The organism is Candidatus Micropelagos thuwalensis, from assembly GCF_000469155.1.
In the GTDB taxonomy this organism is placed as follows: Bacteria; Pseudomonadota; Alphaproteobacteria; order RS24; family RS24; genus Micropelagius; species Micropelagius thuwalensis.
In genome coordinates this window covers 309,240-336,093 of sequence record NZ_AWXE01000001.1, presented here as the reverse complement: position 1 = coordinate 336,093, position 26,854 = coordinate 309,240, and the positions used below count along the sequence as shown (strand labels likewise).

Annotated in this window: 27 protein-coding genes; 13 read left to right on the top strand and 14 right to left on the bottom strand. The window is 39.6% G+C overall.

Annotated elements, in window-relative coordinates; genetic code table 11:
* Window positions 1-2: 2 nt before the first annotated feature.
* Together RS24_RS01625 and RS24_RS01620 are read right to left on the bottom strand one after the other, a co-directional pair.
* Window positions 3-1,352 carry an MFS transporter gene (locus tag RS24_RS01625; RefSeq protein WP_021776432.1) on the bottom strand — a complete coding sequence of 450 codons (1,350 nt, stop codon included), beginning with the start codon at window positions 1,350-1,352 and terminating at the stop codon, window positions 3-5.
* Window positions 1,336-2,373, bottom strand: a complete 1,038-nt coding sequence (locus tag RS24_RS01620) for an NADP-dependent oxidoreductase (RefSeq protein ID WP_021776431.1) — start codon at window positions 2,371-2,373, stop codon at window positions 1,336-1,338. Before RS24_RS01620 ends, RS24_RS01625 begins: the two co-directional genes overlap by 17 nt.
* 145 nt (window positions 2,374-2,518) lie before the next feature.
* Between RS24_RS01620 and RS24_RS01615 the strand changes: the two genes are divergently transcribed.
* Window positions 2,519-3,949, top strand: coding sequence for a flavin monoamine oxidase family protein (locus RS24_RS01615; RefSeq protein ID WP_021776430.1), 1,431 nt, complete (start codon window positions 2,519-2,521; stop codon window positions 3,947-3,949).
* Between the two features lies 1 nt (window position 3,950).
* Here RS24_RS01615 and RS24_RS01610 read toward each other — a convergent pair whose 3' ends face one another.
* Window positions 3,951-4,400, bottom strand: a complete 450-nt coding sequence (locus RS24_RS01610; protein WP_021776429.1) for an Lrp/AsnC family transcriptional regulator — start codon at window positions 4,398-4,400, stop codon at window positions 3,951-3,953.
* A 116-nt stretch (window positions 4,401-4,516) separates the two neighbouring features.
* Here RS24_RS01610 and RS24_RS01605 point away from each other — a divergent pair, with 116 nt between their 5' ends.
* From RS24_RS01605 to RS24_RS01595, 3 genes are all read left to right on the top strand, one after another.
* The gene (locus RS24_RS01605) at window positions 4,517-4,729 is read left to right on the top strand and encodes a DUF6356 family protein (RefSeq protein WP_021776428.1); all 213 of its coding nucleotides are present in this window, start codon (window positions 4,517-4,519) and stop codon (window positions 4,727-4,729) included.
* 119 nt (window positions 4,730-4,848) lie between these two features.
* The gene (locus RS24_RS01600; protein ID WP_021776427.1) at window positions 4,849-7,296 is read left to right on the top strand and encodes a TonB-dependent receptor; all 2,448 of its coding nucleotides are present in this window, start codon (window positions 4,849-4,851) and stop codon (window positions 7,294-7,296) included.
* 67 nt (window positions 7,297-7,363) lie between these two features.
* Window positions 7,364-8,281, top strand: coding sequence for a DUF1838 family protein (locus RS24_RS01595; RefSeq protein WP_021776426.1), 918 nt, complete (start codon window positions 7,364-7,366; stop codon window positions 8,279-8,281).
* A gap of 19 nt (window positions 8,282-8,300) precedes the next feature.
* Here RS24_RS01595 and RS24_RS01590 read toward each other — a convergent pair whose 3' ends face one another.
* From RS24_RS01590 to RS24_RS01580, 3 genes are read right to left on the bottom strand one after another with little or no spacing between them, the layout of a single operon-like run.
* On the bottom strand, window positions 8,301-9,362 hold the full coding sequence (locus RS24_RS01590; RefSeq protein WP_021776425.1) for a VOC family protein: 1,062 nt from the start codon (window positions 9,360-9,362) through the stop codon (window positions 8,301-8,303).
* A 2-nt stretch (window positions 9,363-9,364) separates the two neighbouring features.
* Window positions 9,365-10,168, bottom strand: coding sequence for an alpha/beta fold hydrolase (locus RS24_RS01585; protein ID WP_021776424.1), 804 nt, complete (start codon window positions 10,166-10,168; stop codon window positions 9,365-9,367).
* A 10-nt stretch (window positions 10,169-10,178) separates the two neighbouring features.
* Window positions 10,179-10,616 (bottom strand): VOC family protein, encoded by a 438-nt coding sequence (locus RS24_RS01580; protein ID WP_021776423.1) that lies wholly within the window; start codon window positions 10,614-10,616, stop codon window positions 10,179-10,181.
* Window positions 10,617-10,707: 91 nt separating this feature from the next.
* Between RS24_RS01580 and RS24_RS01575 the strand changes: the two genes are divergently transcribed.
* Window positions 10,708-11,172: a VOC family protein gene (locus tag RS24_RS01575; protein WP_021776422.1), complete on the top strand. Its 465-nt coding sequence runs from the start codon at window positions 10,708-10,710 to the stop codon at window positions 11,170-11,172.
* A gap of 3 nt (window positions 11,173-11,175) precedes the next feature.
* On the opposite strand, the gene RS24_RS01570 is transcribed toward RS24_RS01575, so the two are convergent.
* The 5 genes from RS24_RS01570 to RS24_RS01550 form a co-directional block, all read right to left on the bottom strand.
* A complete protein-coding gene (locus RS24_RS01570; RefSeq protein ID WP_021776421.1) occupies window positions 11,176-12,084 on the bottom strand; it encodes a hypothetical protein in 909 nt (302 codons plus the stop codon).
* Window positions 12,084-12,710, bottom strand: coding sequence for a VOC family protein (locus RS24_RS01565; RefSeq protein ID WP_021776420.1), 627 nt, complete (start codon window positions 12,708-12,710; stop codon window positions 12,084-12,086). Before RS24_RS01565 ends, RS24_RS01570 begins: the two co-directional genes overlap by 1 nt.
* A 111-nt stretch (window positions 12,711-12,821) precedes the next feature.
* On the bottom strand, window positions 12,822-13,751 hold the full coding sequence (locus RS24_RS01560; RefSeq protein WP_021776419.1) for a polysaccharide deacetylase family protein: 930 nt from the start codon (window positions 13,749-13,751) through the stop codon (window positions 12,822-12,824).
* A complete protein-coding gene (locus RS24_RS01555; RefSeq protein ID WP_021776418.1) occupies window positions 13,751-14,698 on the bottom strand; it encodes a polysaccharide deacetylase family protein in 948 nt (315 codons plus the stop codon). The genes RS24_RS01560 and RS24_RS01555 overlap by 1 nt, the downstream gene beginning before the upstream one ends.
* Before the next feature lie 7 nt (window positions 14,699-14,705).
* Window positions 14,706-15,374: an isochorismatase family protein gene (locus tag RS24_RS01550; protein WP_021776417.1), complete on the bottom strand. Its 669-nt coding sequence runs from the start codon at window positions 15,372-15,374 to the stop codon at window positions 14,706-14,708.
* 133 nt (window positions 15,375-15,507) lie between these two features.
* On the opposite strand from RS24_RS01550, the gene RS24_RS01545 reads away from it, so the two are divergent.
* The 5 genes from RS24_RS01545 (at window position 15,508) to RS24_RS01525 (ending at window position 19,359) form a co-directional block, all read left to right on the top strand.
* Window positions 15,508-16,179 (top strand): hypothetical protein, encoded by a 672-nt coding sequence (locus RS24_RS01545; protein ID WP_038300541.1) that lies wholly within the window; start codon window positions 15,508-15,510, stop codon window positions 16,177-16,179.
* Window positions 16,180-16,276: 97 nt separating this feature from the next.
* Window positions 16,277-17,653: a 3-isopropylmalate dehydratase large subunit gene (locus RS24_RS01540; protein ID WP_038300426.1), complete on the top strand. Its 1,377-nt coding sequence runs from the start codon at window positions 16,277-16,279 to the stop codon at window positions 17,651-17,653.
* A gap of 4 nt (window positions 17,654-17,657) precedes the next feature.
* Window positions 17,658-18,275, top strand: a complete 618-nt coding sequence (gene leuD, locus RS24_RS01535) for a 3-isopropylmalate dehydratase small subunit (RefSeq protein ID WP_021776414.1) — start codon at window positions 17,658-17,660, stop codon at window positions 18,273-18,275.
* 21 nt (window positions 18,276-18,296) lie between these two features.
* Window positions 18,297-18,971 (top strand): MFS transporter, encoded by a 675-nt coding sequence (locus RS24_RS01530; RefSeq protein ID WP_021776413.1) that lies wholly within the window; start codon window positions 18,297-18,299, stop codon window positions 18,969-18,971.
* Between the two features lie 4 nt (window positions 18,972-18,975).
* A complete protein-coding gene (locus tag RS24_RS01525) occupies window positions 18,976-19,359 on the top strand; it encodes an MFS transporter (RefSeq protein ID WP_157833775.1) in 384 nt (127 codons plus the stop codon).
* A gap of 53 nt (window positions 19,360-19,412) precedes the next feature.
* Here the strand turns inward: RS24_RS01525 and RS24_RS01520 are convergent, their stop codons facing one another.
* Entirely contained in the window at window positions 19,413-21,506 is a 2,094-nt protein-coding gene (locus tag RS24_RS01520) for a TonB-dependent receptor (protein ID WP_021776411.1), read from the bottom strand.
* A 125-nt stretch (window positions 21,507-21,631) separates the two neighbouring features.
* On the opposite strand from RS24_RS01520, the gene RS24_RS01515 reads away from it, so the two are divergent.
* The 3 genes from RS24_RS01515 to RS24_RS01505 are packed head-to-tail and all read left to right on the top strand — an operon-like array spanning window position 21,632 to window position 25,668.
* Window positions 21,632-22,876: a serine hydrolase domain-containing protein gene (locus RS24_RS01515; protein WP_021776410.1), complete on the top strand. Its 1,245-nt coding sequence runs from the start codon at window positions 21,632-21,634 to the stop codon at window positions 22,874-22,876.
* A 35-nt stretch (window positions 22,877-22,911) separates the two neighbouring features.
* Window positions 22,912-24,312 carry an FAD-dependent oxidoreductase gene (locus tag RS24_RS01510; RefSeq protein ID WP_021776409.1) on the top strand — a complete coding sequence of 467 codons (1,401 nt, stop codon included), beginning with the start codon at window positions 22,912-22,914 and terminating at the stop codon, window positions 24,310-24,312.
* 3 nt (window positions 24,313-24,315) lie between these two features.
* A complete protein-coding gene (locus RS24_RS01505; RefSeq protein ID WP_021776408.1) occupies window positions 24,316-25,668 on the top strand; it encodes an MmgE/PrpD family protein in 1,353 nt (450 codons plus the stop codon).
* 5 nt (window positions 25,669-25,673) lie between these two features.
* Here RS24_RS01505 and RS24_RS01500 read toward each other — a convergent pair whose 3' ends face one another.
* Window positions 25,674-26,522, bottom strand: a complete 849-nt coding sequence (locus RS24_RS01500; RefSeq protein WP_021776407.1) for an SDR family NAD(P)-dependent oxidoreductase — start codon at window positions 26,520-26,522, stop codon at window positions 25,674-25,676.
* Window positions 26,522-26,830 carry an AsnC family transcriptional regulator gene (locus RS24_RS01495; RefSeq protein ID WP_021776406.1) on the bottom strand — a complete coding sequence of 103 codons (309 nt, stop codon included), beginning with the start codon at window positions 26,828-26,830 and terminating at the stop codon, window positions 26,522-26,524. The genes RS24_RS01500 and RS24_RS01495 overlap by 1 nt, the downstream gene beginning before the upstream one ends.
* Window positions 26,831-26,854 lie beyond the last annotated feature (24 nt).

Sequence of the window (26,854 nt, the reverse complement as noted above, 5' to 3'; positions counted from 1 at the left end):
TACTAATTAGCTTCGGTATTTACAGCATTATACTCTCGAAGATAAAGTTTTCTGGTAATTGGTATAAGCATTAAAACAGGTAGTCCAAAAATCAGAGGGACTATGGACATTGCATTACGTAATGAGTTTGCCTCAAAATAATTGTCACTAATATATCCGACCATTGTTGGCCCTAAAAACAATCCCGCTAAACTTATAGTCATATAATAATATGCCACCATTTGCGCTCGGATATTTGAAGGAACAATATTTACCAAAGCCGTAATTCCTGTCGCTGACATCCATGTTATACCAACTGTATTGATAGCATAGACTGCTATCGACAACTCTCCACTGGGCATCAAAGGAGCCATCACACCAGTAGGCAAAACTATTAGAGTTCCAATGATAGCAATTATTAATGGCGCTTCTTTTCTTCCATTTTGATACCATTTATCAGATATGATACCGGCCAAGCTGATTGAAATTGGGCCTATCGCGAGTAATACAAGACCATTAACAAGGGCATAGTCCACTGGTGACCAACCCCACGTTCTTTGGAACATTGGTGCAAGCCATCCCTGTGAATAGGCGGTAATTGTTAGATAACAAAAAATACTCATAAAGCATGCAAATAACACCAAACGTTGTTTTATATACCCTAGAACATGAATGGGATTTGAGCGCACCTCTAAATTTGTGTTTGTATTTTGTTGGCGCTTAGGTTCTTTTAAAAATAGAAAAATAATACCTAAAAAAATTCCAGGTATTCCAAGAACAAAAAATGTTAATTGCCATGGTGCAACAGTTCCAACAATCGGAAGAGACAAACTACTAGTTTGGTTGGCCCAAGTTAATATTGCAGCACCTAACAAATTAGCTATTGCAGCTCCAACACTCAGGGCAGCAGAATAAAACGCAATAGGTAAACCTCTTTTTTCTGCAGGAAAGCTGTCAGTTATCATCGACATAGCACAGGGGCTCAATGTTGCCTCTCCAACCCCAACACTCATACGAGCTACAAATAAATGAGGGAAAGTTTTTGCTAATCCAGATGCTGCAGTTGCCATAGACCAGACTATGATACCTGCAGCTACAATCCAGACGCGTTTTACATGATCAGCGGCCCACCCTAAAGGCACACCAAGAGTGGCATAAAAAATTGCGAAGGCAGGGCCCAGCATCAGACCAATTTGAAAATCTGTTAAGCCCATATCAGCCTTTATGGGCTCAATAAGCAGTCCCAGTATCCAGCGATCAATGAATGAAAAAACATAAGCAACTGTTAGCAAAAGAACTAACATCCAAGCGCGCAAAGGACTGGGGTAGTTAAATTTATTAACTTGAGTTTCTATATTAGATTGCGTTGTCATAGGGTCCCCTTCTCACACGACAGCACTGAACACCAAAATTTTTCCTATCGTACAATCGCATTAATGCTTCAGGCATCGTCTCTATTCCATCCGAAATATCGAGTTTCGGTATAAGTTTTTTATTTGATATATACCCCCCCAATGCTTCCATACAGTTATCGAATTTATTTAAATAATTATAGACAAAAAACCCCTTCATCATCCCATTAACCCTTCTCAAATTCGTATAGTTCTTCGGGCCAGTAGAATTAATTTGCGTATATTCAGAAATTGATCCGCATAAAACTATCCTCGCTTCAAATGCCAAATGCTCTAAAGCCGCCTGTAATATTTCACCGCCAACATTATCAAAGTAAATATCTATGCCAGATGGGCATAAATGTCCCAATCTAGTATCAACATTCTCCTTTTTGTAATTAATTACCTCGTCAACCCCGAGCTCACTCAGCCAAAAACATTTTTCCGCACTACCAGCAATACCAATTACCTTACATCCATAAATTTTCGCTAATTGAACAACAATCGAACCTACGCCCCCAGCTGCACCTGAAACTACAACCACATCTCCTTCTTTAGGTTGACCACAATCTAAGAAGCCTCCCCATGCACTCAAGCCAGTCATACCTAACGTCGCAGTGTAATGGGCATAATTTATACCTTTATCTGGGCAGTTAAAAAATTTTTCAGAGAATGAAAGCTTCGAGGCTTTATAGCTTTGCCATCCGATTTGACCCTGCACTTTTTCACCCACTTTATAATCTGGATTTCGACTTTCAATTATTTCTGCAACCCCGCGACCGTGGATAATGTCACCAATATTTAGCGACTTTTCACCTGCGGTTGGATTACCTTGCATATACATACGCATTACTGGTGCCAAACCTAGGTACAGAGTTTTAAGCAACACCTCACCGTCACTTATTACAGGTATGTCACTTGTAACCAACTCAAAATCTTTTTTTACTGGCTTTCCTTTTGGTCGACGAGCAACAACCCATTTGTAATTTTTATTTTCATCCATGAAAAAATACCAAAATTAATATGTAATTTTGAATAAAATCTTATTTCCGTTATCGTAATAGCAGTTGACCTAAATCAATATTGTCTAATCAATTTTATATAATTTTGTTGTGAAGCATATAAAAGCAAACATAGATGAATTGTTAATGCAAAAATTTACCCGTAGAAATTTTACAAAAACAATAATTGCTAGTGCCGTTTTTGCACCCTCTTTTATTAACCCCTCCAGAGGGAGTATTGAACACTCCGATGTTTTGGTCATCGGTGCTGGTTTGTCAGGCATGAACGCAGCTCGCACTCTTAAATCTGAAGGATACAATGTAAGAATTCTCGAAGCGTCAAACAGATATGGCGGGCGTGTAATGACACTAGATGATATTGAAGGCTCCCCAGATGCAGGGGGTCTTCAAGTAGGGGGAGGCTATGCACATTTTAAAACACTCGCAGATGAAATGAATGTTGAGCTTGAACCATTCCCAGCTGCTGACACAAGTCTTTGCATATCTATTGGGGGAGAGTCAGTAAGTCAAAAAATGTGGGCTAAATCCAACATAAACAAATTGCCAGAAAATTTAAAACATTTACCACCCCCTTTTTTATTAAGTAAATTTATAGACACTACTCCACTAGGAGACACTTTAACCTGGCTTGAAGACTCCGCCCATAATCTAGATATTTCTCTTGAGCAATATCTAATCAATAAAGGCGCCAATGAAGAAGTTAGGCGGTTAATATCTGTTGCTTTAAATACATTAGATATAAATGAACTATCAGCATTAAATGAAATAAGAAAATACCGGGCTTATGAAGATGAAAAAGAGTTTGGCCCCTCTAAAAGGGTTCTGGGAGGTACTTCCAGAATAACTGATGCAATGGCGGTAACATTAAGTAATGAAATTCACAAAAACAAGCCCGTTAAATTAATTGAATTCCATGGCAATAAATACGTAGTTACCTGCAAAAATGGTGAACGCTACAGTTCAAACACAATAATAATCGCAATTCCATTTTCAGCATTGAGACATGTAAACTTTGCCCCCTCCCTTCCCCCGAATATTCAAAAAATAATTAATAATATTGGTTACGCCCCGGTTACTGCTTACTTCTTAAAAGTCAAAAGGCCTTTCTGGGAAGAAGATGGTCTTGGAGTTAATATGTGGAGCGATGGTCTCACAGAACGTATTTTTACCCTTGATGATCGAAAGGGTGGAAATAATCAAATTCTATGGGGGCTCATTAATGGCCGCAAAGCTATCGAGTTTGATAGAATACCCAATGAACAACAAGAGAAGGTTTTGATGGATGAGATTTTTAAAATTCGTCCATCAGCGCGGGGGAGTCTAGAGAATTTACATATTCATAGTTGGTCAAAATCTCAATACTCAGCAGGCGCATGGTCTTACTGGAAGCCCGGACAAATAAAAAATTTAGCGCGTGAACTCATTAAAAATTCTTTTAAAAATCACCCAGGCTTGTTTTTTGCAGGTGAACATATGGCTAAATTCTCTGCAGGGATGGAGGCAGCTTGCGCCTCAGGTAGTCGTGCTGCATTTGAATTGATAGATTTCACATCATAATTTAAATAGGTAATTCAGTCGTATCTTTTAGAGTTTCCATCACGAAACTTGCTGATATGTCGAAAATTTCAATTTCCTTAATAAGCCGCTGGTAGGTTTCATCATATGCGTTAGCATCCTTAACTATTATTTTCATCATATAATCAATGTCACCACCTAAACGATAAACAGAGACAATTTCAGGCATTCTTTTTGTTACTTTATCAAAAGTTTCTAGCCAACTTTTAGCATGCTGATTAGTTTTAATTAGAACAATCATTGTCAGACCGAAACCTAATTTTTCAGAAGATAACAATGCTACGCGGCCTTTAATTACTCCTGATTTTTCTAATATATTTACACGACGCCAACAGGCATTACGAGACAAACCAACCTCTTTAGATAATGTATCTAAAGAAAGAGATGCATCTTTTTGAATTAATTTCATTATTTTGAGATCGATATTATCCATATATCAAATTTATGGGAAAAATTCTCAAAAATCTAAGTATTTTTATAAAATTTTCGTATCCTTTTCTTTCTTCTTCGAATTAATTTATTTTTGATTAATCTTTTTAGGGTTTGAGAATGACATCAACTTTTAAAAAAATCTTTTTTGAACACCCTGCCGAAATAGGTGAAGGATATTTTGAACATCAAAAGAATGCCTTTAAAATTAGCCTTAAGCTTTTGGCTTTATCATTGATTGTATCAATTCATGCAATATTTCCATGCTTATTCTCAAATACTGGGAGTAAACAAATCAAACAGCTAAATATTAATTTAAATAAGAGAAAATGATCAAAAACAATAATTCAATAAATATGATTTATATCAAAAAATTATAGAAATATTACTCTAATGTTTTATTGATATAACCATAATACAAATAAATTTAACTACTTTTTATGGAGGGGCCAATGAATATTAAAATTTTATCGCAGATATCACTGGGTTTGGCGATATCGACAACTATGATTTCCTCGCCTTCATTTGCACAACAAAATGTTGACGAAATAATTGTTACTGCTCGTAAAGTTGATGAAAGTCTTCAAGACATTCCTGTTGCTGTAACAGCACTGACACGAGAGACAATTGATAATTTAAATATTAACGATATTGACGACATAGCAAGATACACACCAGGCTTCAGTTACTCTCAAGCATTTGGTAGAGCAACAGAAAGACCCGTTGTTCGAGGTGCAGGTAATATTCTGGCAGGTGTTCAATACGGTGTTGAGGCCGGTACCGCCTACTTTATTGACGGACAATATTACTCCGGTGAGGTATCTTCACTAGATATGAATATGATTGAAAGGGTTGAAGTTGTTAAGGGGCCTCAATCTGCTCTATTCGGAAGGAATTCATATGCAGGTGCCATCAATTTTATTACCAAAGGTATTTCTGATGAAACTGAATATAACGTTAAAGCAGAGATAGCAGAGCATGATACTTATAATTTATATGGATCAGTTAGCGGCCCATTAAGCGAAAACTCTGGAATGTCATTGTCCTATCGTCAATATGAATACGGCGGCGAATATACTAATGCCTTTGATGGAGCAATGCTTGGAGAAGAAGAAAGCAAATCAGTTCAACTTGCTCTAAAAACCGAAAGTGATAATGGCGCAAGTCTAAAATTAAATATTAGCTACAATGAAGATAAGGATGGCCCAAGAGCATTCTCATTATTTAAATCCGACAACAACAATTGCTATCCTGGATACAGATCAAACAATTACTACTCAGGGCCAAGCACAAATGTAAATCAATATTTTTGTGGTGTTGTACCTCCTGCATCACAGGGAACACAAGATACTGATGGTAACACCTTTATGGGGGTTGACAGAGAAACATTCAATATAATGCTTGCAGCTGATTATGAGGTGGGAGAAACAGTCTTATCCGCAAAGTTTGCCTTCAGAGATGAGGAGAGACAAACTGGCGCAGACTCTGACCATCAACTTGGAGCAACTACTTTTGCGCCAACCCCATTAGGCAATCCATTATGGTTCTTAGATCCACTAGCTTTTTTTGGGGCAGTAGAAATCCAGAGACCGTTTGCTAGAAGCCCACTGTTTAGCACTAATAGTATTAATGAATACGAAGACAACCAACTTGAAATTACTTTGAGATCTAACAACGATAGTAATCTTAGCTGGATGGTTGGAGCATTCATTTATGAATTCTCAAATGAAGAATCCTCAGCTACTCTTCAAGCTCCTGCACATGTATTTGCCAGCTTAAACGAAATAGAAAACGAAGCATTTTTTGCTATGCTTGAATATGATGTTTCTGACAATCTATCACTATCTGCAGAGGGAAGGTTTTATGATGAAGAAAAATCTTTTGCTGACAACAATTTGAACCAATCAGTATCTTTTGATGGGTTCGCCCCACGTTTTGTTGCTAATTATAAAGTCTCAGATGATACGCTGTTATACGCGAGTTATTCTGAAGGCAACAAATCAGGAGGTGTAAACGGTACAAATGGAGTTGCAGCTGGCATACCTTCATATGATGAAGAGGAAGTTGAAGCTATTGAATTAGGCTTAAAGTCAACATTTATGGACGGTAAGTTAATTACTAATATTTCAGCATATAAAAATGAAATTACTAATTATCAACTTACTACACCCGTCGCGACTGCAGCGGGCGCAGTTACATCCATTGCTTCTAATCAGGGTGATGTGGAGGTAAACGGCCTTGAACTTGAGTTAACTGCATTTCCTTCAGATAATCTTCAAATGGGTTTAACCTATGCGTATACAGATGCAGAAATTGTTAAGGGTTGTGATGATATGCAATTTACCCTCACTTCTGGAGGTTTTCAGATTGCTCCATTTGACATAAATGATAACTCAACTTGGAACAGGCCTCGTGTAGATGCTAATGGTGATGGAATTCCAGATAATGACCCTGATGGAAGATGGACAGGCGCAGCAGCTGATTGTTCCATAGCTGGCAAACAGGTTCCAATGACATCTGAAAATCAGTTTAGTGCATACATTAATGCAGATTTTCCTATGGAGAACGGGTTAGTTATGTTCCTAAATGCTGACTTAACTTATGAAGACTCAAAATTTGTCCAGGTTCATAATGGTTTTGAAACTGGAGAAGCGACAATCCTAGGAGCACAAGTGGGTGTTAGATCAGATGATTGGAGTTTAATGTTATTTGGCAAAAATCTAACAGACGAAGATAGTATACCAATGGGCACTAGATGGTTTGATGTTCTTCAAGGCCAAGGAACAATTCCTGCAGCAGTTGACAATGGTATTGATGAAAGTGCACTTGGTCCAAGAGCTGTATTCAGATCCTTCCGTAAGGGATCACAATTAGGTGTTAAGGTCTCTAGACGCTTCTAATTGACAAAAAATTTAAGGCCGGCAAATATTGCCGGCCTTTTTTATATAAAAACGGATGACACTATAAATGCTTAGAAAACACTTTTTAAAACTTTCCTTAACACTTTTAATTTTAGTTACCTCAACTCATTCCCTACCCGCCCAAACAAAATCAAAAATTGATTTAAGCACACCCGATGGCCAGCTCATGGCAATGCGCAAAGACACTTGCTCAACAGTTGATGGTAAAACTGTAATTTATACCTGGCATGGCGAAATTTACTCCCGTAGACGTGGAGAACCTGATCAGAAGTTATTTAACGTTGAAGGGATGAACATTAGACAATGTGGAACAGTGAAAGATAAAAAACGTGGCACTGGCTTCCGCACTGTAAGCAGAGAAATAATGCTTTATCTGGATCCCAAAACCAATGAAATTTTGGATAAATGGGAAAACCCGTGGTTAGGTCGAGAAGTTAATGTAATTCATGTGGCTAATGATCCTGTAAATTTTGGTCAAGGATTTTTTGCAAGAAATAAAGATGGTGAACCAACAATTAAATGGCCGGACATAGTAACTGAAGATAGTTGGTACAATCAGCAAACTATACCACTTTTTTATCACAATGTGCTTCAAGGTGATTATCAAAAATATGTTGGAGGCGCATATCATGCTGCTGAAATGTTTACATCCTTTGGTTCGCTTGATGATTTATTAAATGATAATGATTCAACTAAAGTACGAGGTGGAGGATGGAGCCGTATTTCGGATTATTTACCTTGGATGGAAATGCAGGGTCGAGAAGGTGTTCTTTATGCACATGCCATGTCTTGGAAAGTCGATGAATTTGAAGACCTATCAGTCAACTTAAAAAATTATATTAATGAACGTGAACCAACATATAAAAAACCGCCTCCATTGGATGATCAACGTCCAAACCAAACAAGTTGGACAGTTTTTAAAAACTTATTAGAGGGCAGCAAATTACCTCGTGGGGGACATTGAGAAAGTTACTCAAATAAATTTAATTATTTAAAATTTGAAAAAACTCAATGATTGCACCGCCAGGAGCTTTAAAAGCAACAAAATCTGCACTTTGATTTTTCATGAAAGGTAATTTATTTCCAATCATGAATGGCTCAATACCAAAGGTATGGGCACGGGCAACTAATTTGCGAATATTTTTAACAGGGAATCTGAGGCTGGATATCCCCCTATTGGGGAGTTTTGATGCATTGCTGAAATCATATCCAGTTGCGCCATGAAACTTTAATAATTCGATGCTACCATCATTTTTCCCCGTTGGATGTAATATTTGAACCTCTCTTTGAATAGTAGTGGCCAAATTATGCGGTAGTCCCAAAACATTTTTCCCTGGCTCGGGTGATGCCCCCTTGTGATATAGATAGCTCTTAAAACCTAGCATATCCCGCCAAAACTTTTCGGCAGCAGATAAATCGTCAACAATCATTGTGGCATTAAAGCTTCTAGACATTTTTTTTAAATATGGCCAACCCTCTAAGGGGGGATCTATACGTTCAATTAATGCGAGCTGCACACCATCAGGACCAATAGGCAACCATTCTTTAACATGGAATTTTCCAAAGCGGAATTCTATTGGATCTGTTGGTGCCTTCCAGCCGTCTAATGTCAGATATTTTTTTGTATGCTCTAAATCTTTAATGCGTAGATTGAAATCGAAAATACCACCCGTATCCCAACTTTGACTGTGCGACCGAATAGTTGGCGCTATATATCCACCAGGTTTAGTAAATTTCAAGACGCGGACGCGCCCCTTATTACTTCCAGGGTTTTGATAAAGCTCATAACTGGCCTGATAATTTTCAAGCCCCCAATATGTCATCCAATTTTCATCACTTATGCCTTTATCAATTTTTTTCCAACCAGCGTGGTAAGTAAAAAAACGATGCCACAAACTATGATCAGCCGTTATCAAAACCACTTCTTCAAAACCTTCAGTAATTAATTTTTCTTCAGCATGGGCTTTAGGATATGAAAATAAACACATTAAAATTAAAAATTTAAAGAGTGTCTGAAACAGAAAATATGGCTGGGTTATAATCAATTTTATTTATCCAAAAAAATATTAAAGGCATCAGCGATTTCTTTAAAATTAACTTCAAACAAATCACTAGACATGTGTGACCAATCTATTGTCTGTGCGTTTATTAGAAATTTTGAAGCTTCTAATGAATTCATTTTTAAACTTTCATTTGGAAGCGGAATAAGCACAGGTTGGTTAATTTCTGCTAGACACTCCCTAAGTGCGAATTTAAAAACAGCAGCAAATCCCCAATTCCCTCTCTCGACACCAGCTGAAAGACTATCAGAGAAATATGATAAAAAACGTTCATTGGATTGACCGCCACGATTAACGAGTCCTTGCTTCCATCTATTAGACAGAAACTCTTCTTCAGAAAAATAACCACGTTCAACAGAATATTGTTCACTTAATTCCTTCTGCTGTGCCGCCTCCATCAGGGGGATCCCAATCGGAATAATTTTTTTAATACGATCAGGAAAGGATCTACCCATTTCCAGGGCTATCACACTTCCAGTATGAAACCCCATAACGTTGAATATATCCAAACCCAATCTGTCACATAACGACATTAGTAGCTCAACATAATCTTCTATTCTGGGTGGAGTTGATGGTGCATCAGAATTTCCGTAACCGGGTGTATCTGGACATAAAACCAAACGTTCGGCACTTAATTCTTTTTGTAAGAAAACAAACTGATCACCACTATATGGCGACATATGGAAGCAAACGAGTGGAAGCTTAGATTTAGCATCACCCGCTATTCGGTAATGAATATGATTCAGACCATCATAATAATAATTCTTTTTGATTTGCTGAGTCTGACACATATCTTGATGCTTATTTATTTATCTTATAAATCACAATTAAATTTCCATCATAATCAAGGAAGCCATATTCACGGCCTTCCCTACCATCTTGCGTTACAAGATGATCTTCTCGGTAACAGGTTAAACCTCGATTTTTGACCTCGGCGATTATGTCATCAATGTCGCTCACATCAAGTACAATAGCAGACGTAAATGGCGGAGATTTTGAGGGCAAATCTAAACCGGTGACTTCGGTCAAAGCCATCACATTTTCCTGAGTGTCAGTCGCTAAAACTGCAAACCTTAGTCCTGCTGACCGATCAATCTCAAAAACATCATATGTGTATGAGTCTGTGTCTGATACTTTTTGAAAAACAAGTTTGAATCCAAGAACATTGCAATAAAAATCTAATGAACGTTCTAAATCGGAAACAACATAATTTGCTCTTTGGAACCTTACTTTTTTCATTGAGTTTCTCACAAAAAAACGAATTATAAATACTTATAATGTTATATTGTTATAATATTCATGCAATTTAAATATAAATTATAGGAATACAATGACAGCAATCATTAAGAGAACAACATTAAAAGTACGGAACATGGAAAAGTCCCTTATTTTCTATGAAAAAGTTCTGGGAATGAAAAAATATTATGACGATGAAATTACGCTCTCTGGTGAGTTGTTACCAGGTGGAAAAGCTGGAGATTTAACAAGACTTGTTATTATGGAGTCGCTAGATCCTGAAATAGGTAAAATTGGACTTCTTCAATGGTTAAATCCATCAACACCACCACCCCCAATAAACTTTGACTTTGACTACGGTCAACCTGTTTTTGTAGCTGGCGTTAAGGATGCTGAAGAAATATTTAAAACTGCACAATTATATAATATTAAAATACGTGCACCATTAAGTGAAGCTGTATACCCTGCCGCAAATGGTGGGGAAGTCCGTGTTCGATCGGTAGGATTATTTGACCCTGATGGACACTTTTTTGAATGTAATCAACGGCTTGCGGGATAAAAGTTACATCTCAGGTGTAGTTACTTTGTTAGATTGCAAGTAACATGAGACCAATATCCATTTAAGATTTAATCCAATACGGTCAGCCTCATCATCCACGAAAGCATAACCATGCTCTTTAAACGACCCATCTCTGTTTTTCTCAATCACATACATTGCTAGAGAGTCGCGCGCAAATTCACCATCAAAATTATTGATTGGCCAATCCACTCGGAAAAGACGAATAGCAAGATTTCTGCCTGTGTCCGTTTTAATCCATTCTTGGCCACCCTGATCGTGGATTTTTAAATCAGAATACCTCTTGTATGGCTCATTTCTGCCGCCTCCCACCCCAGGTATATCGGCGTGACAAGTAAATTTTCTGCTTTTATCGAATTTTATTAAACCATCTGACGTAGTGTGCCACCATAAATGTCTTTCCGATAGTTCAATAGATTTAGGCATGCTTGGGTTCTTATTGCAGTCTTTATTTGACACAGTACCGAATTGCCCTGCCTGACGAGAAAAATATAGAGTACAAGGTGTATCACTTTTATTCTCAGATAATATGGTTAGCTTTGTAACATCTGAATTTTTTGCATCAGAAATTACCGCAACCAATTCTTTTGGCTTTTCACCCTTCTTACCAACTGAAATTTTAAAACTTTTTGGATGCCGGTCGTTTCCCGCTGCCCGAATAGCAAGTTTATAGGCATTTTGGGCAGGTAACTTAGCAGTGCGTTTATCAAAATATGATTGGTTGGCATTAAAATATTCTCCCGGCAACAATGCGGCAATTACCTGCTGATCACGTTCAGAGCGAGAGGTATCCTGACCTTGAGCAATAGCTGGTTTATTTGTTGCTAGGACAAATAATGACATTAAGAAAAAAACATTTAACTCATAAATCTTATATTTTTTAAATTTAGACATTATTGTGGCTCAAGCGGATCTAATAATTGGTTCATCTCTACTAAAAACCCATCCGGATCATAGAATTTACTAACCATTACTCGGATAATTCCTTCCCCACCATATCCTGGATAAGTCGTTAATTTTGGTTTTGTAATAATTTTAACGCCCGGAGATTTTTCAATTAATGGCCAAGACTCGGAAAGTTCATTTGAATTAAAGACTAGAATGGAATTCCCTGGCGTAAACCCTTCATGTCGTATGGGTTTTGTATGCGCTGGATGGTCAGGATATCCATATTCATAGTCTACAAGACCTAAAACGCCCGTATACTGATTAGAAGCTTTTAGAAATATTAATCTAAGCACTTGCTCTCTGTCAGACCCTGACAGTGGTCGCTTTATAACTTGATCATAAATGACTTCCATACCTATAGCATCACGGTACAGAGCCAAAGATTTTTCAATATCTCTCACGACTAGAGTCTGACGTCTAAGCACAAGCTTTTCATCAAAAGGATCTTCTGATGCACTCACCTGTGATGACAACAGAGATATTATTATAAACGTTAAAGCTAAGGCACTTTTAATTAGCGAGCGTCCGCTCTTTATCAGACAACCCATTAAATTTTGATAATAAACTTGCAATCTAACCTCCCCTATAATTTTATATTAAATTGATAAGAATTATTTTAATTTTGCAAAACACCCTCAAATAAAAAGCGCTTGGTAATAAAATCGAAAAATTGACGTGATAATTTAATTAATCAATTCCTGTTTATTAAATATTTCAACAATCTCACTTGGCTTAGCGAACCACACGCCTTTGTGTTGACACACATAATCAAGAAAATTTTCTAATACTCCAATACGATGTGGCTGCCCTATTACCCATGGATGGATAGATAAGCTAAAAATTCGTCCATTTTCCTCCGTGGCGTCATTATACATCCACTCAAAAGCATCCTTTAATTGCTCCCCATATGATGTCTCTGAATGAAGATTTTCCAGCATAACAAACCTATCTTCTAATTCTGTGGGTAACGGCATCGATACAAGAGGCTTTTTACGGGTCTTAAAAATATATGGCATGTCGTCATTTACCCAATCTGCAAAGAATTGGATACCTGCTTCGGAGAGCAAATCTGGAGTAACGGGGCTTTCAAACCTTCCGGGACTAATCCAGCCAGTAATATCCTGCCGACTAGCCTCAGATAAACTATCAACGGATTGCCGAATAATCTCGCGTTCACGCGCTTCAGATAATGAATGGTGCGGTGTATCCATATCTAACCCGTGACCCAGAAAATCTACTCCGGCGTCGCGTAAAGCTTGTATCAAATATGGCGCGTATTCCGTTATTTGAGCATTAACAGCACACGAAGCTGGAATGTTGCGCACTTCCAATGCGTCAAGAATACGATAAATACCTATCCTATTACCGTAATCTCTGAGCGAAAAATGCCTTAAATCAGGATATGGCATTGTCATGCCGCCGGGAGGTCTAGGTTGAGGGCTTTCTGGGTTCAAAGGAAAAAACTGAACACTTATATTAATCCAAAATGCTAATTTGCAATTATCCGGCCATACTAAAGGCTGACGCTCGCTCATTAAGGACCAGTCATAACGGTCATGATCCATGCCATAACGGCGTAACGGATATTCGAGATATGATTTATCCAGACCCATTAACCACCTCCATTGTCTTGATAAGAAGCGATAGACGCTGATGACTCGTCATAATAGTTTTCTATAAAATAAGAGGCTATTTCTCGGCCTGTTGTGACCCAAACATCAGAATGACCAGTAATATATTCCAGCGCCTCTTCAAAAGCACGTAAACGGTGTGGACAAGCGACTTGGTAATTGTGCGTAGGAATACACATGACAGTGCCCGACTGGGCGCCCTCTTGATATAGGCGGTCAAAACTAGCTTTAATCATGTGCCCGTATTGTCGGGGTTCCACACGATTAACGACATAGGCAATCGTGTCATTCATCTCCAATGAATAAGGTATAGAAACGAATTTTTTATTACTGCGGAGCTTTATAGGTGTGGGTTGATCATCATGAAAAAGGTCGCAGGTATAAATCCCACCCCCCTCACCGAATAGCTCAGCGCCGACTTCAGCAAATAAGTCCATAGTGACCTCAGAATGAGATAATGCAGGTGCCAAATAGCCGGAACAAGCTTGCCCAGTATGTTGATAAATTGTTTCCATAGAGTCTCTAATCATCGCTCTTTCTTGAGCCTCATCAAGACCGTAGGTGTAACGCGTATTATAAATTCCATGACTGAAAAACTCCCAATCACGTTCTTTGCACATCTCAATAATTTCTGGATGATGTTCACATAACGCCGTAGATAAAGAAATTGAACCCCTGATATTATACTTATCCAAAACCTCCATTTGGCGGAGATGCCCCACACGATTACCCCAATCGCGAATACTATAACCAGCTACCGATGGATAGGGATGAGGCCATGGTTTTCTGTGAGGATTTTCCGGTGGGTTTAATTCATAAAATTCAATATTTGGTGCAACCCAAAATGCAAGCCGAGCACCATTAGGCCATTCAATTTTTGGTCTGCCCTTATATGGCCAGTAATCATATAAATTAGGGTCTTGTCTCATTATTCGCCTAAACGCCCTGCCCGTTAAGCCATTCGAAAACTTCAGATACACTCACAACATCAGCATATTTCAATAATAAGTCTGTTAGGTTGGCGAAATGGTAGCTCTCATGTTTATCCGCGACACATTCTTCCGGCACGATAGTTCTATATCCCCGAGACAAGCTATCAACTGCCGTTGCCCTTATACAGCCTGAGGTAGAACCGCCAGTAAGGATCAAAGTGTCAACTTGATGCCAAACCAAATAACTTTGTAAAGGCGTTTCAAAAAAAGCTGATGGCATTTTTTTCAAATATATAGCGTCTCGTTTATCATCGATGATTAATTTGTCATCAAATTCAGAGCGCCGGGAACCAAATTTAATGTTTTGCAAAGAATCCGGCGTATCTGTTCTGGTTCCCCATATACCGGCATCACCTCCATCTTCCATATAGGCAACATAAGTCCAAATAACAGGCCATTCCAAAGCTCTGAACTTAACCGCAAGGTCATTAACATAATCTAACTGTTTCGGGTCAGTCTGGTAGGCCGTTTTAAACTCATCAATGCATGTATAACTTTTTTGCAAGTCCACATTCACAAGTGCTGCTTTTTTTCCAAACCCAAATTTAGCACGGGTTGGATTTGCTTTAATTTCCTGAAAAATCTGACGCGCAGTTTTATCACTCTCTTCCATTGGATGATCCTCTAACGCAAGTCTAATTAGTGTAACCAAATAATTCAGTTTGGCCTATTATCTCAAAAGATGATTGATGTATATCAATGTTACTATAACTCAATATTGGCTTAATACGAGTAAAGGTGAAGGCATGAATGAAATAGATATATTGAGGTGGGTTCACATACTTGCAATGGTCTATTGGCTGGGTGGCGAGTGGGGAGTTTTTCAATCCTCATATAATGTTGTGAATCACAAACTCTCGATGGATGAACGCCGTCGTCATATGGAAACAGCATATCGTATTGATCTCTTAGCACGCATTGGCATCACGTTGATGCTACCTCTCGGTCTTCAAATGGGTTATTACTACGGGTTTGTTCCTTTTATGGAAGGATGGCTTATTGCTATGTGGTTCTTCTTTTTGGGAATTCTCCTGACAGAAGTAATGGCTTTTTACTATCGCGAAACAGATCGAGGAATAACCTTAGGTAAAATAGTCGAAATTTCTCGATATATTCAAATCGGATTTTTAATTGGTCTTGGCGGTATGGGTCTGCTTAGTCTTGGTCCAGTCGATGTTTCTGGGGGATATTGGTATCCAGCAAAAATGGTAACTTTCGGAGTTATGCTTATTATTGGCTTGTTGTTGCGTTTTGTTATGCGTGAATGGACAATACTATTCAGAGTTCTTGCAACTGGCCCAAATGCTGAGGCAGAAGCTCAGTTGGACAGCTCAATAAGCAAAGCGCGTATCATGGCTTATTTTTATTGGGTGGGGATTGCTGGAACCGGCTTTTTAGGGGCTGTTAAGCCATTCTAATTAAATCAAAATTTATTGTTAGCTTGTCTTCTATCTACAAATAGTGAAGAGTAAGCCTCAGTTTGTTTCGATAAAAGTCACACGAATTAACAGATAAATGAGCCATACTTTAATGGATAAAATTTGGGCGTCTCACCTCATACATAAATTTGAGGACGGAGACGACCTATTGCTCATTGATCGAATTTTTCTTCATGAGCGCACCGGAGCTTTCGCACTAAAATCTCTTGAAACAAAGAAACTAAGTGTTAAAGAGCCAAGCAGTGTCTTTTGCACAATTGATCATATTGTAGATATAAAACCCGGGCGACCAAACCTTTCAAGAATGCCAGAAGGGCAAGGTTTTATTGAAGCCATGCGGCATTCAGCAAAAGCACATAACCTTAAATTATTTGATTTAGACAGCCCTGAGCAAGGCATTGTTCATGTTATCTCGCCAGAACTTGGTATCGTGCAACCTGGTTTATCCCTTATTTGTGCTGATAGCCATACTTGTACGCAAGGTGCATTTGGTGCTTTGGCATGGGGGGTTGGTACCACAGATCTTGAGCATGCACTTGCAACGAAAACGTTGAAGTTACGCAAACCTAAAAATATGCGCATTAATCTGGATGGAAAGTGGTTAGAAGGTGTTAGCGCAAAAGATGCTATTCTCGCAATCGTATCCAAATATGGCGCAAGTCACGGAAATGGTTTTGCGATAGAATTTGCCGGGCCAGCGACAGAGGTCCTTTGTATGGAAGACCGTATGACACTTTGCAATATGGCGGTTGAATTCGGGGCTTTCACAGCAATCATAAAGCCAGACCAAAAAGCTATCTCTTGGCTAAAAAACCGACGCTACTCACCCGATAATGACGTTGAGATTGAAAATTATGTCGCTGCATTATTCAGTGATAAAGAAGCAGTCTTTGATGAAGAGATTAATTTTGATGTCACGTCCCTCAAACCATATGTAAGTTGGGGCAGTTCAGTCGATCAATCTGCTCCTATAGATAGTCTGATACCGCAAGTTGATGGCTCAGAGATGCCAGCTTTGGATTATATGACACTCAATGTGGGGACACCCCTATTAGGGTTAAAAATTGATGGTGCCTTTATCGGGTCATGCACCAATGGTCGGTTAACAGATCTGCGTCGCGCCGCAGCTATCCTCAAAGGTAAAAAAGTGGCGCCTCATGTAAAAGCTATTTGTGTTCCCGGATCTAGCCGCGTTAAAGCTGAAGCAGAAAAAGAAGGTATTGATAAAATTTTTATAAATGCGGGATTTGAATGGTGTGAGTCCGGATGTGGATTTTGTTTCTATGCTGGTGGTGAGACATTCGAAAAAGGAGCTCGTGTCATTAGCAGTACAAACCGTAATTTTGAAGGCCGGCAAGGACCGCAAGTTAAAACACATATTGCCGCCCCAGAAACAGTTGCCGCTTCAGCTGTATTAGGCTTCATAACTTCTAAAAATCAGAAAGAACATTAGAGTAATGGAAGCTTTAAAAATTATTCGTGCCCCGGCTATCTCCCTATTAATTCCTAATATCAATACCGATGTGATTATGCCTTCACGGGAGATGCGAAAAGTTGAAAGAACGGGATTAAAGGAAGGAATTTTCGCAGACTGGAGATATCTTCCAGGCAGTCGTGATCCTGACCCCAACTTCATTATGAATGATGAACGCTTTGAATCCGCGCGAATAATTTTAGGCGGTGAAAATTTCGGTTGTGGATCAAGCAGAGAGTTTGCCGTGTGGGGACTATATGAATATGGTTTTCGGGTCATTATTGCGCCATCATTTGGCGATATATTTTATAAAAATTGTATCGTTAACGGTATCTTGCCCGCCATAATTGAACATGGCGCTTTAGAAGTTCTCAATAATTACTGTTTAAATGCCTCACCGTTAGAAATTAACCTTGAAACGAAAACAATAAATTTCAGCGGAAATTCTCTGCCGTTTGATATCGATAATCATGCGCTGAATTTATTGCTCGAAGGCTTGGATCAAATTGATAGAACGCTTGAATATACAGAAAAAATTGACACCTTTATCAATGCCGATAAAAAAAACAGAAGCTGGGTTTATATTAGTGAAATTGGCTAGTAAATTTGCGTATTTGAATGCTTGTTTGGTAAAAACAGAAATACGACTGAACTCACAAAGAGTGGGATTATACCAAAATATGTTAATGTAAGCGGCCACCCAATAGACTCAGATCCCCAGGATATAAGCAAGGGTGCCAATAGCCATGCTGTCGTTACAGCAAGAGAACCAGACACCCCCGTTGCTGTCAGCACAGGTCTCGTACCAATTACCAACTCTTTCGTAGTTGAAACGGCGCCTACTCGTTTGCGAGGTATTTACAGCGGCATACTGCAATGTGGATATCCATTAGGATGGTTTTTTACTTCTTTAATCGCTACACCACTTTTAACAGACTTTGGTTGGAGAGCTATGTTCCTTCCAGCTCTTGCTGTTATACCAATAGCCTTTTTAATGGGAAGGGTCTTACCTGAAAGCTTAAAATTTTCAGAATTAAAAGAACAAGACGATATACAACCTGAAAAATTATCCATGAAAGCACGTCTTGGAATACTTTTATCAAACGAATATCGTTCTAGAGCTATTCTTGAATTTATTGCTTTCTTTTTTTTCGGGGGCGCTTACGCGGGTACCGCATTTTACTTTCCAACCTTTTTTCAAGAAGTTCGCGGATATACCCCTGAAGTTTCAACATTATTAGTAGGAATATCATACGGGCGGTGTGCTTGGGTATATTGGCGCTTCTTTTGTTGGTGAGTTTTTGACCACGAGACGAAACACCGTTGTCATTTGGACTTGGGTTGGAACTGTTTGTGTAGCTGCTTTGGTATGGCCAGACCACAGCTATTACATGCATTTGATGTGGTTTTCTTTAATGGCAATTTTCTTCTATGGTACATCTGCAGTTCTCACTACTTTCATTGCTGAGTTATTTCCGACGCATATTAGAGCCACAGCAGTAGGTGCTGTATCTGGCTTAGGTATCAACCTTGGTTTTGCTCTATTTCCTTTACTTGTAGCTAATCTTGTCGGAAGTCTTGGTTGGAAAATGACTTTCACAGCAGCAATCATTCCATCACTTTTTGTAGTTGGTTTGGTCACATTATTTCAGCCTAACCTAAAATCTGGTACAGAGATAAACTGATATAAAAAAGGGCGGCCCTTCGGCCGCCCTTTATAATTTTGATTTATTTTAAATTAGAATTTTGCTGAGACAGTCATTCCATAATGTCTTGGGTTATACATATAAACTAGACCACCAGTTCCGTTTGCAACTTCGTGTTGATCAGTAATATTCTTACCCCAAAACTTAATTCTGTAAGGGCTGTCTTCATCATCATATGTAATGCCGATATCGTACTTATCATATGTATCAGTACGAGCATATGCTGGATTTCCAGTTAAGTTGTCAGTTTCATCAGCACCGTAACCTTGTAGGTCAATGGTTATTGCATCATTAACCGCATACTGTAATCCAAGACTCCAAGTCATTTCGGGTGCGCCTTTGATGTTTAACCCGTAAGCACATTGTTGCCAAATAGGACCATTAGCTGTGAGATCTGCTCCAGCAGCAGGACAAGCAGCTTGTCTAGCTGCAGGACTACTTCCAAGGAAGCCTTGTGCTTGACCAACTGTAAGCTCAGTGTACTCAGCATCGAGTGTCGTGATGTAACCATTAAAGCTAAGGCTATCTGTTAGATTACCACCGAATTCAATTTCTAGACCTTTAAACTCTGCCTCATCTGCGTTAGATCGACCAAAAGCCCCTGTTCTTGATACGCCTGTTTGGAAGCCCTCGAGGACTGAATCGAAGTATGTAAGGTTAAAACGAATTCCACCAATTACTGAACGAATACCAATTTCTGTAGTTTCAAGTTCTTCCTCGTCAACTGGAACGAGGTTGTCTGAAGACCACCCACCAGTTCTTGATCCTGTGGAATGGGAAACATACAACATCAAATCATCGCTTATTTGATAATCTAAAGCTAAACGATAATCTTCACGATCAAAATCCAAATCGTATTGTCCAAGGGCTGTAGGAGAAGATGGACCACTGCTATATGCCCCTGTGCCAGCAATCTGAAGAGTATTTGTATCAGTCACACTTAAATACCGGTCTTCTTGCATAGTTCTCAAACCAGTAGTCAACATGAGTTGATCAGATAATGACCATTTGGCATTAACAAACGCAGCAGTTTGCTCTGTTTCACTGTCAAAAGTTGCGCCATATGAGGAGAAGCCGAAGAAATCATATTCGAAGTCATACTGCTCTTCCATATAATACAGACCAGCGGTAACGTTAACCATTCCAAAATCTCTGTTACCAGAAACCTCAAGTGAGTCCTGTGTCTGGTCCATAATTTGAGTGTAGCGAGCAAGAATATGAGTGTCTAAAAAGTTTTCAATACTTCTGTTACCATAAAGAACACTCATATCCCAATCACCCACCGGGCCATTGAGAGCAATCGTTAGACCGCTGGACTCTGTATTATCAACGTATTCACGAGAGCTGTTAGCAGCTGTATTATAGGTTCCCCTAACAGTTGCCGGTGTAGGGTCGGAGTCATCTTCTACTAAGTCAGCTGAGATTTTCAAACTCCAGTCATTACCAAACTCATTATCATATGCGACACGAACGGCAGTAACATCTTTGCCGCCCTGTTTTCCAAAAGCGCCAGCATTCACATAGCCATCGCTCTCCTCATGAAGTGCAGAAAAGATAATGCCAGATGAGTCATTAATACCATAACTAAACCCGCCTTTGACTTTTCTATAACCTTCGTCACCGACTGAAACAGCGAAATTACCACCATTTTCACCCCTATCTGCAGAGTTGATTTTGATGGCACCAGCAATGGTATTTCGACCGTAGAGCGTACCTTGAGGACCACGGAGCACTTCAACACTTCCGGCGTCAATTAGTTCAACAAGTGAACCATATGGACGTCCAACATAAACACCATCAATATACAATCCAGTTGTGGGATCTGTAAGACGGCTTTCATCATCACCGAAGCCGCGAATGTAAACGTTGGATGCACTAGCAGTACCAGTATTTCGTCTGTAGACCATGCCAGGAACCGTCTTTGTCAGTTCCATTGTAGTTGTAATATTGTTTGTTTCTAAATCAGCAGCCGACAAAGCAGTAACAGCCATTGGAACTTCTTGAAGGTTTGCTTCAATTCTTTCAGCCGTTACTATAATCTCGTCAACAGCAAGTGCCGGTAATGACACTGCAATTGCGGGAACGGCAAGAAGAAATTTACTATATAAAGATTTCCCTCTAAACATACACACCCCATAAATAAAATTTAAATTAGATAAAAAAAAACTCTAACAATTGTATACATCCAATACAATTAAATTTTATGCTCTAAACTGTTTAATTCAATTTAGTTATTTTTTGGGGGGGGTAAATGAATAAACGCCCTAAACGTTTTCGAAAATTCTTAATTCTTTTGGTAGTTTCAATCATTATCACTACGAGTTGGGTCATTTATGATTATCAATTTTTAAAAAGATACTTTTCTTTTATCCATGCTGGCGGAGATCCCCACGTAATAGGGCTTAGTTGGTATAACCCTAGATTAATTATTTCTAAAGATAGCCCAGAAAACTATGCATCTGATCAAGAAATCAATACAAAAAAATCGTCAGAATTAAGCAAAAATGAATTAATTTTTGATAAAGTTGCTGACTACGCATTAAATGACAGTGGACAAGCAATTCTGATATCAAGGTATGGTAAAATTGTTTATGAACGTTACCAAAATGACACAACAAGAGAAACATTAATAAATCCCCAATCAATGTCTAAGAGTTTGCTGGCACTCGCAATTGGATATGCACTAACTCAAGGTGACATAAAATCACTAGATACGCCAATCTCGGAATATTTACCTGACTTAAGCAAAGATAGACGAGGGAGCATAACTGTTAAAAATTTGCTTCAAATGTCTGCAGGACTTGAACAGATTTCGAAGGATTATAGCCCCTATCCATGGTCACGAGGGGTTAGACAACACTTTGGAACTGATTTTGATTATTGGGTAATGCAACTACAATCAATTGATCCCCCAGGCACAATGTTTGAATACAACAATAATGAAAGCAATCTTCTTGGTATGGTTCTGGAGAAAGCTGTAGGCATGTCTTACCAAGAATACCTTTCAAAAGAAATATGGCCAGCCTTTGGTTTAGGAAAAGCGGAAGCCTATCTGGATAAAGAAAACGGATCAATTATGAAGTCTTGCTGTATTTTTTCTCGACCAATTGATTGGCTAAAGCTTGGTCAAATCATTTTGGACAAAGGTGAAGTTAATCAGAAACAAGTAATAAGCGAAGAATACATAACTCAAATGACTAACCCCTCCCCCACCAATCAGGGTTATGGATATCAGTTATGGCTTAAACCTCTTGAACTTCGCGGTGGATATGTCGGTGAACCCGTACCTAAAAATCCTCAAATTTGGTGGTCTTCGGAAATATATCTCGACACGGTCTATAACTTTTCAGGTTATGGACACCATAAAACATGGATTATTCCCTCTCTAGATATGGTGGTAGTCAGAATAAATGGAAATAACTGGCCAAAGGAACCTTTTGACCAGAGCAAAATACCAAATATGCTGATTAGATCACTTGGCTCCACTCAGTCCTGACTTTTAGTAAAATTTAAATCGGAAAACGGTTAATCATGACAGTAATAAAATCTGAAAAGCGTTCTTTCGATATAAACGTTTCTGTTGCAATTATTGGCGGTGGTGCTTGCGGGATGACAGCCGCCCTTTCGGCAAAGGAAAATGGCGCAGAGTGTATCATTTTTGAACAAGATAAAGTCCCATATGGATCAACAGGCATGTCCTACGGCGCAATTTGCGCTGCTGGTAGTCAAATTCAAAAATCTTCCGGAATAGAAGATTGTGCCGATGACTTATATGAAGACATCTTGTCAATTACAAATAGTAAGACTGACCCAAAACTGGCTCGTTTGCTTGCAGATTTATCTGGGCCAACCGTCGACTGGTTGCATCAAAAACATGCCATTAATCTAACGACTGAAAAAAGCTGGACAGGTCTTGGTCATCGTCAACCTAGACTTCACGCACCTCCTAACAGATCCGGTGAAACATTAATGTCCATGTTGAGTGCCGCGTGTAGCAAGTCAGAAGTTGATATTTTAACACAAGCGCGAGTCGTAAATCTTTTTGCAGACGAAACCGGAAATATTCACGGGTTACGGGTGGAGCGTTCAGATGGTGCAATTGAAGAAATAGGAACAAAATCGGTAATTCTTGCAACATGTGGATTTGGAGCAAACTCTGATTGGGTTAGCAAATATATGCCTGAGATTGCCAATGCGCTTTATTACGGTCATGAAGGCAATCGAGGTGATGGCATTAATTGGGGTATGGAACTCGGTGCCGATACTGGCGATATGAGTTCTTATCAGGCATTGGGGTCCTTGGCTTATCCGCAAATGCTTGTGATACCGCATACTCTGCTTATTTCTGGTGGTCTACAGGTAAATAAGAATGGAGAAAGATTTCAAAATGAATTGGATGATATTTCAGGGCAGTCACTAACCATTCTGAAACAGCCAGAGGCCATCTGCTGGATTGTTTATGATGAAAAAGCGCATCAAGATGCATTAAGGTTCGAAGAATATTTATCTGCATTCAATCTAGGTGTTCCCAACCAAGCAGAGACACCCGCTGCACTTGCTGAGCAAATGAAAATACCCTCTGAAAATTTTACTAAAACAATTCAGGCATCCTTTAACTATGTCGCCGGCAAAGAGACAGACCTTTTCGGGCGCGACTTTACGGCAGGGCGTAGCTTGGAAGCTCCTTTTTACGCTATTCGCGTAACAGGTGCGCTGTTTCATACACAAGGAGGGTTATGTATTGACCATAACGCCGCCGTCGTCAGACCCGATAAGACTCCTTTACCAAACCTTTTTGCTGGCGGTGGAGCAGCGCGGTCTGTTTCAGGTCCAAGTTGTCAAGCGTATCTACCGGGAATGGGGTTATGCACGGCAGTAACACTTGGTCGCCTCGCTGGAAAAAGTGCGGCACTCCACGCACAGGATATCTAGAATATGGAAGATAAAGCTGTCACTGCAATAATAGATAAGATTAATACCGTTTCGGAAAAAACACTTGATCAAGCAACAACAAAAGCTGCAAAAAAGTTTCTCGCAGATTCTTTAGCGGTTGGATTTAGTGGCTATCACGAGCCTGTTGCCGCCCAGCTAAGACAAACTGCTAAACAATGGGGAACAAGCAAACAAGCATGCCTCATAGGAACTCAGGAGCGTCAGCCTTCAACCAGTGCTGCTTTCTGTAATGCCTTCCAGATACATTGCCAAGAATTTGATTGCCTGCATGAGGCTGCAACGGTTCATGTGATGGCGGTCTTGGCGGGAAGCCTCGTGGCTGTTGCTGATAGAGAGAAACTAACAATTGAAGACGCACTTAAAGCCATCGTTGTTGGTGTAGATGTTGCTGCCGGATTGGGATTGGCTGCAAAGAAAGGGCTCACCTTTTTTCGCCCGGCAACGGCTGGTGCCATGGGAACCGCGGCCGCTTTTGGGACTTTTGTAAAATTGGATGAAGTAAAACTTAAAAACTTTATGGGCCTCGTCTACAGTCAACTCGCAGGTACAATGCAAGCACATATCGAAGGGTCTGTAGCCTTGCCATTGCAAATTGGTGCCGCTGCGAGATCTGTTATCACTGCTTTGGATCTGTCTAGAGAAGGAATAGGCGGGCCGCATAACGTCATGACCGGACCCTATGGCTATTTTAACTTATTTGAGCAAGATGCAAACTGCGAAAGTTTCGTAACAGAACTCAAAACGAAGTCACGGGTTTTAGAGTTATCCCATAAGCCTTTCCCAACCGGTCGTGCAGCCCACGCTATTTTAGATGGCATAAGAAGCATTATGCGAGAAAATCATCTTGTCGTTGATGATATCAAAGAAATTAAAGCGGCTGTGCCACCACTTATCAGACGGCTCGTTGACCGTCCCATAAAAAATGATATGTCTGCAAGTTATGCAAGGCTATGTATTTATTATCTTTCCGCCCTTATGATGAGAGATTTGCGCATAGATAGAAACAGCTTTTCTCCTGCCAATTTAAAAGATAACAGTCTGCAGATAATTTCACGAAAATTAGTCTTAATAGATAATGATCTGAAAGATCCAAACGCCTTATCCCCACAGCATATAATTTTACAAACATTCAACGGACAGACTTTTGAACTGGATATACATGCAACTCTCGGTCATCCAGACAACCCTCTAAATTATGACGATCAGATTGAAAAAATAACGAACTGCTTACAAACAGATACACATGACGAAAGCAAAACTTATATATCCAAAGCTACAGATCTGCTTGATATGAAGGAAGATAAATTACTTGAGGAAGTGATTGCAACTCTATGAAATGATTAGTGCATTTCCTCACCACCGCTGACATTAATTGCCTCTCCAGTTATATAGCCAGCTTCATCTTGACACAAAAAACCACACATAGATGCAATATCTGTGACTTTTCCCGGACGGCCGAGAGGAATACGTTCGCGCATCGCAGCTAAATAGGCTTCCTCACTCTGCCCTAATAAATCACTGAAATAACTATTTTGCCAGCTCCCAAGACCTGTCGTTATGTGATTTGGGCAAACGGCATTAACGGTAATCCCATGCTCACCAAGCTCAATCGCAGATACGCGGGTAAGACCTATGAGACCATGCTTTGACGACACATAGGATGAGGCATGCGGAAAACCAGATTTGGCAGCTTGACTAGCAATATTGATGATACGTCCGCCCTGCCCGTTTCTAATCATCAGGGGTGCGGCATGTTTTGTTAGCAAAAAGGGACCACGCAAATTCACATTCAAAACCCTGTCCCAATCCTCAAGGCTAACATCCATAAGTGATGCCATCAAAAATCCTATGCCTGCATTATTGATTACAATATCAAGCCGCTCGTGAGTCCTATAAATCTCCGCGCATGTCTCAGCGACAGAATCTTCTTGTGTCACATCGCATATAGCCGATGATACCGACCCTGCCTCTGCATTTGGAATACTCTCTAAAGCATTCATAATTTCAGCGCATCTGGTCTCGAGCTCTTTTTTGTCTCCTAATCCCATACCGGTCTCTGCAATATCGGTTAGCACAACACGACAGCCGAGAGTGGCGAGTTTTTCAGCAATTGATGCCCCTATCCCCCCGGCACGGCCTGCACCGGTGATAAGCGCAACCTTGCCCCTTAAGCTGTTAGACGAAGTCATCAAAGACTCTCGGTTGCTATAAATATCGGATTATCGGCGAACCCTTGAAACTCCTGCGCGACACGCTGCATAGTTTCATCACCCAAAGCGATTTGGAATTTTTCCATGTCAGAAATATCGATAATCTCAATATATTGATAGGGAGCTGCATCATCAGAACCAAACAGACTGATAGTTCTCAAAACCTCAAAATTATCTACACCTGGCAATTTATTAACCATAGGTAAATCAGTGTTTTGTGCCCAATCCTCATATGCGGTCACAGAAACACCCTCTTTCAGATTAAATAATACGATAACCTTTGACATCGCTCCCTCCCATTAAGATTTCAA

What these genes read in the sequence shown, in the direction of transcription:
- RS24_RS01625 (WP_021776432.1), bottom strand. Translation starts at nt 1,352, where the DNA reads ATGACAACGCAATCTAATATAGAAACTCAAGTTAATAAATTTAACTAC.
- RS24_RS01620 (WP_021776431.1), bottom strand. Translation starts at nt 2,373, where the DNA reads ATGGATGAAAATAAAAATTACAAATGGGTTGTTGCTCGTCGACCAAAA.
- RS24_RS01615 (WP_021776430.1), top strand. Translation starts at nt 2,519, where the DNA reads ATGCAAAAATTTACCCGTAGAAATTTTACAAAAACAATAATTGCTAGT.
- RS24_RS01610 (WP_021776429.1), bottom strand. Translation starts at nt 4,400, where the DNA reads ATGGATAATATCGATCTCAAAATAATGAAATTAATTCAAAAAGATGCA.
- RS24_RS01605 (WP_021776428.1), top strand. Translation starts at nt 4,517, where the DNA reads ATGACATCAACTTTTAAAAAAATCTTTTTTGAACACCCTGCCGAAATA.
- RS24_RS01600 (WP_021776427.1), top strand. Translation starts at nt 4,849, where the DNA reads ATGAATATTAAAATTTTATCGCAGATATCACTGGGTTTGGCGATATCG.
- RS24_RS01595 (WP_021776426.1), top strand. Translation starts at nt 7,364, where the DNA reads ATGCTTAGAAAACACTTTTTAAAACTTTCCTTAACACTTTTAATTTTA.
- RS24_RS01585 (WP_021776424.1), bottom strand. Translation starts at nt 10,168, where the DNA reads ATGTGTCAGACTCAGCAAATCAAAAAGAATTATTATTATGATGGTCTG.
- RS24_RS01580 (WP_021776423.1), bottom strand. Translation starts at nt 10,616, where the DNA reads ATGAAAAAAGTAAGGTTCCAAAGAGCAAATTATGTTGTTTCCGATTTA.
- RS24_RS01575 (WP_021776422.1), top strand. Translation starts at nt 10,708, where the DNA reads ATGACAGCAATCATTAAGAGAACAACATTAAAAGTACGGAACATGGAA.
- RS24_RS01570 (WP_021776421.1), bottom strand. Translation starts at nt 12,084, where the DNA reads ATGTCTAAATTTAAAAAATATAAGATTTATGAGTTAAATGTTTTTTTC.
- RS24_RS01560 (WP_021776419.1), bottom strand. Translation starts at nt 13,751, where the DNA reads ATGGGTCTGGATAAATCATATCTCGAATATCCGTTACGCCGTTATGGC.
- RS24_RS01555 (WP_021776418.1), bottom strand. Translation starts at nt 14,698, where the DNA reads ATGAGACAAGACCCTAATTTATATGATTACTGGCCATATAAGGGCAGA.
- RS24_RS01550 (WP_021776417.1), bottom strand. Translation starts at nt 15,374, where the DNA reads ATGGAAGAGAGTGATAAAACTGCGCGTCAGATTTTTCAGGAAATTAAA.
- RS24_RS01545 (WP_038300541.1), top strand. Translation starts at nt 15,508, where the DNA reads ATGAATGAAATAGATATATTGAGGTGGGTTCACATACTTGCAATGGTC.
- RS24_RS01540 (WP_038300426.1), top strand. Translation starts at nt 16,277, where the DNA reads ATGAGCCATACTTTAATGGATAAAATTTGGGCGTCTCACCTCATACAT.
- leuD (WP_021776414.1), top strand. Translation starts at nt 17,658, where the DNA reads ATGGAAGCTTTAAAAATTATTCGTGCCCCGGCTATCTCCCTATTAATT.
- RS24_RS01520 (WP_021776411.1), bottom strand. Translation starts at nt 21,506, where the DNA reads ATGTTTAGAGGGAAATCTTTATATAGTAAATTTCTTCTTGCCGTTCCC.
- RS24_RS01515 (WP_021776410.1), top strand. Translation starts at nt 21,632, where the DNA reads ATGAATAAACGCCCTAAACGTTTTCGAAAATTCTTAATTCTTTTGGTA.
- RS24_RS01510 (WP_021776409.1), top strand. Translation starts at nt 22,912, where the DNA reads ATGACAGTAATAAAATCTGAAAAGCGTTCTTTCGATATAAACGTTTCT.
- RS24_RS01505 (WP_021776408.1), top strand. Translation starts at nt 24,316, where the DNA reads ATGGAAGATAAAGCTGTCACTGCAATAATAGATAAGATTAATACCGTT.
- RS24_RS01500 (WP_021776407.1), bottom strand. Translation starts at nt 26,522, where the DNA reads ATGACTTCGTCTAACAGCTTAAGGGGCAAGGTTGCGCTTATCACCGGT.
- RS24_RS01495 (WP_021776406.1), bottom strand. Translation starts at nt 26,830, where the DNA reads ATGTCAAAGGTTATCGTATTATTTAATCTGAAAGAGGGTGTTTCTGTG.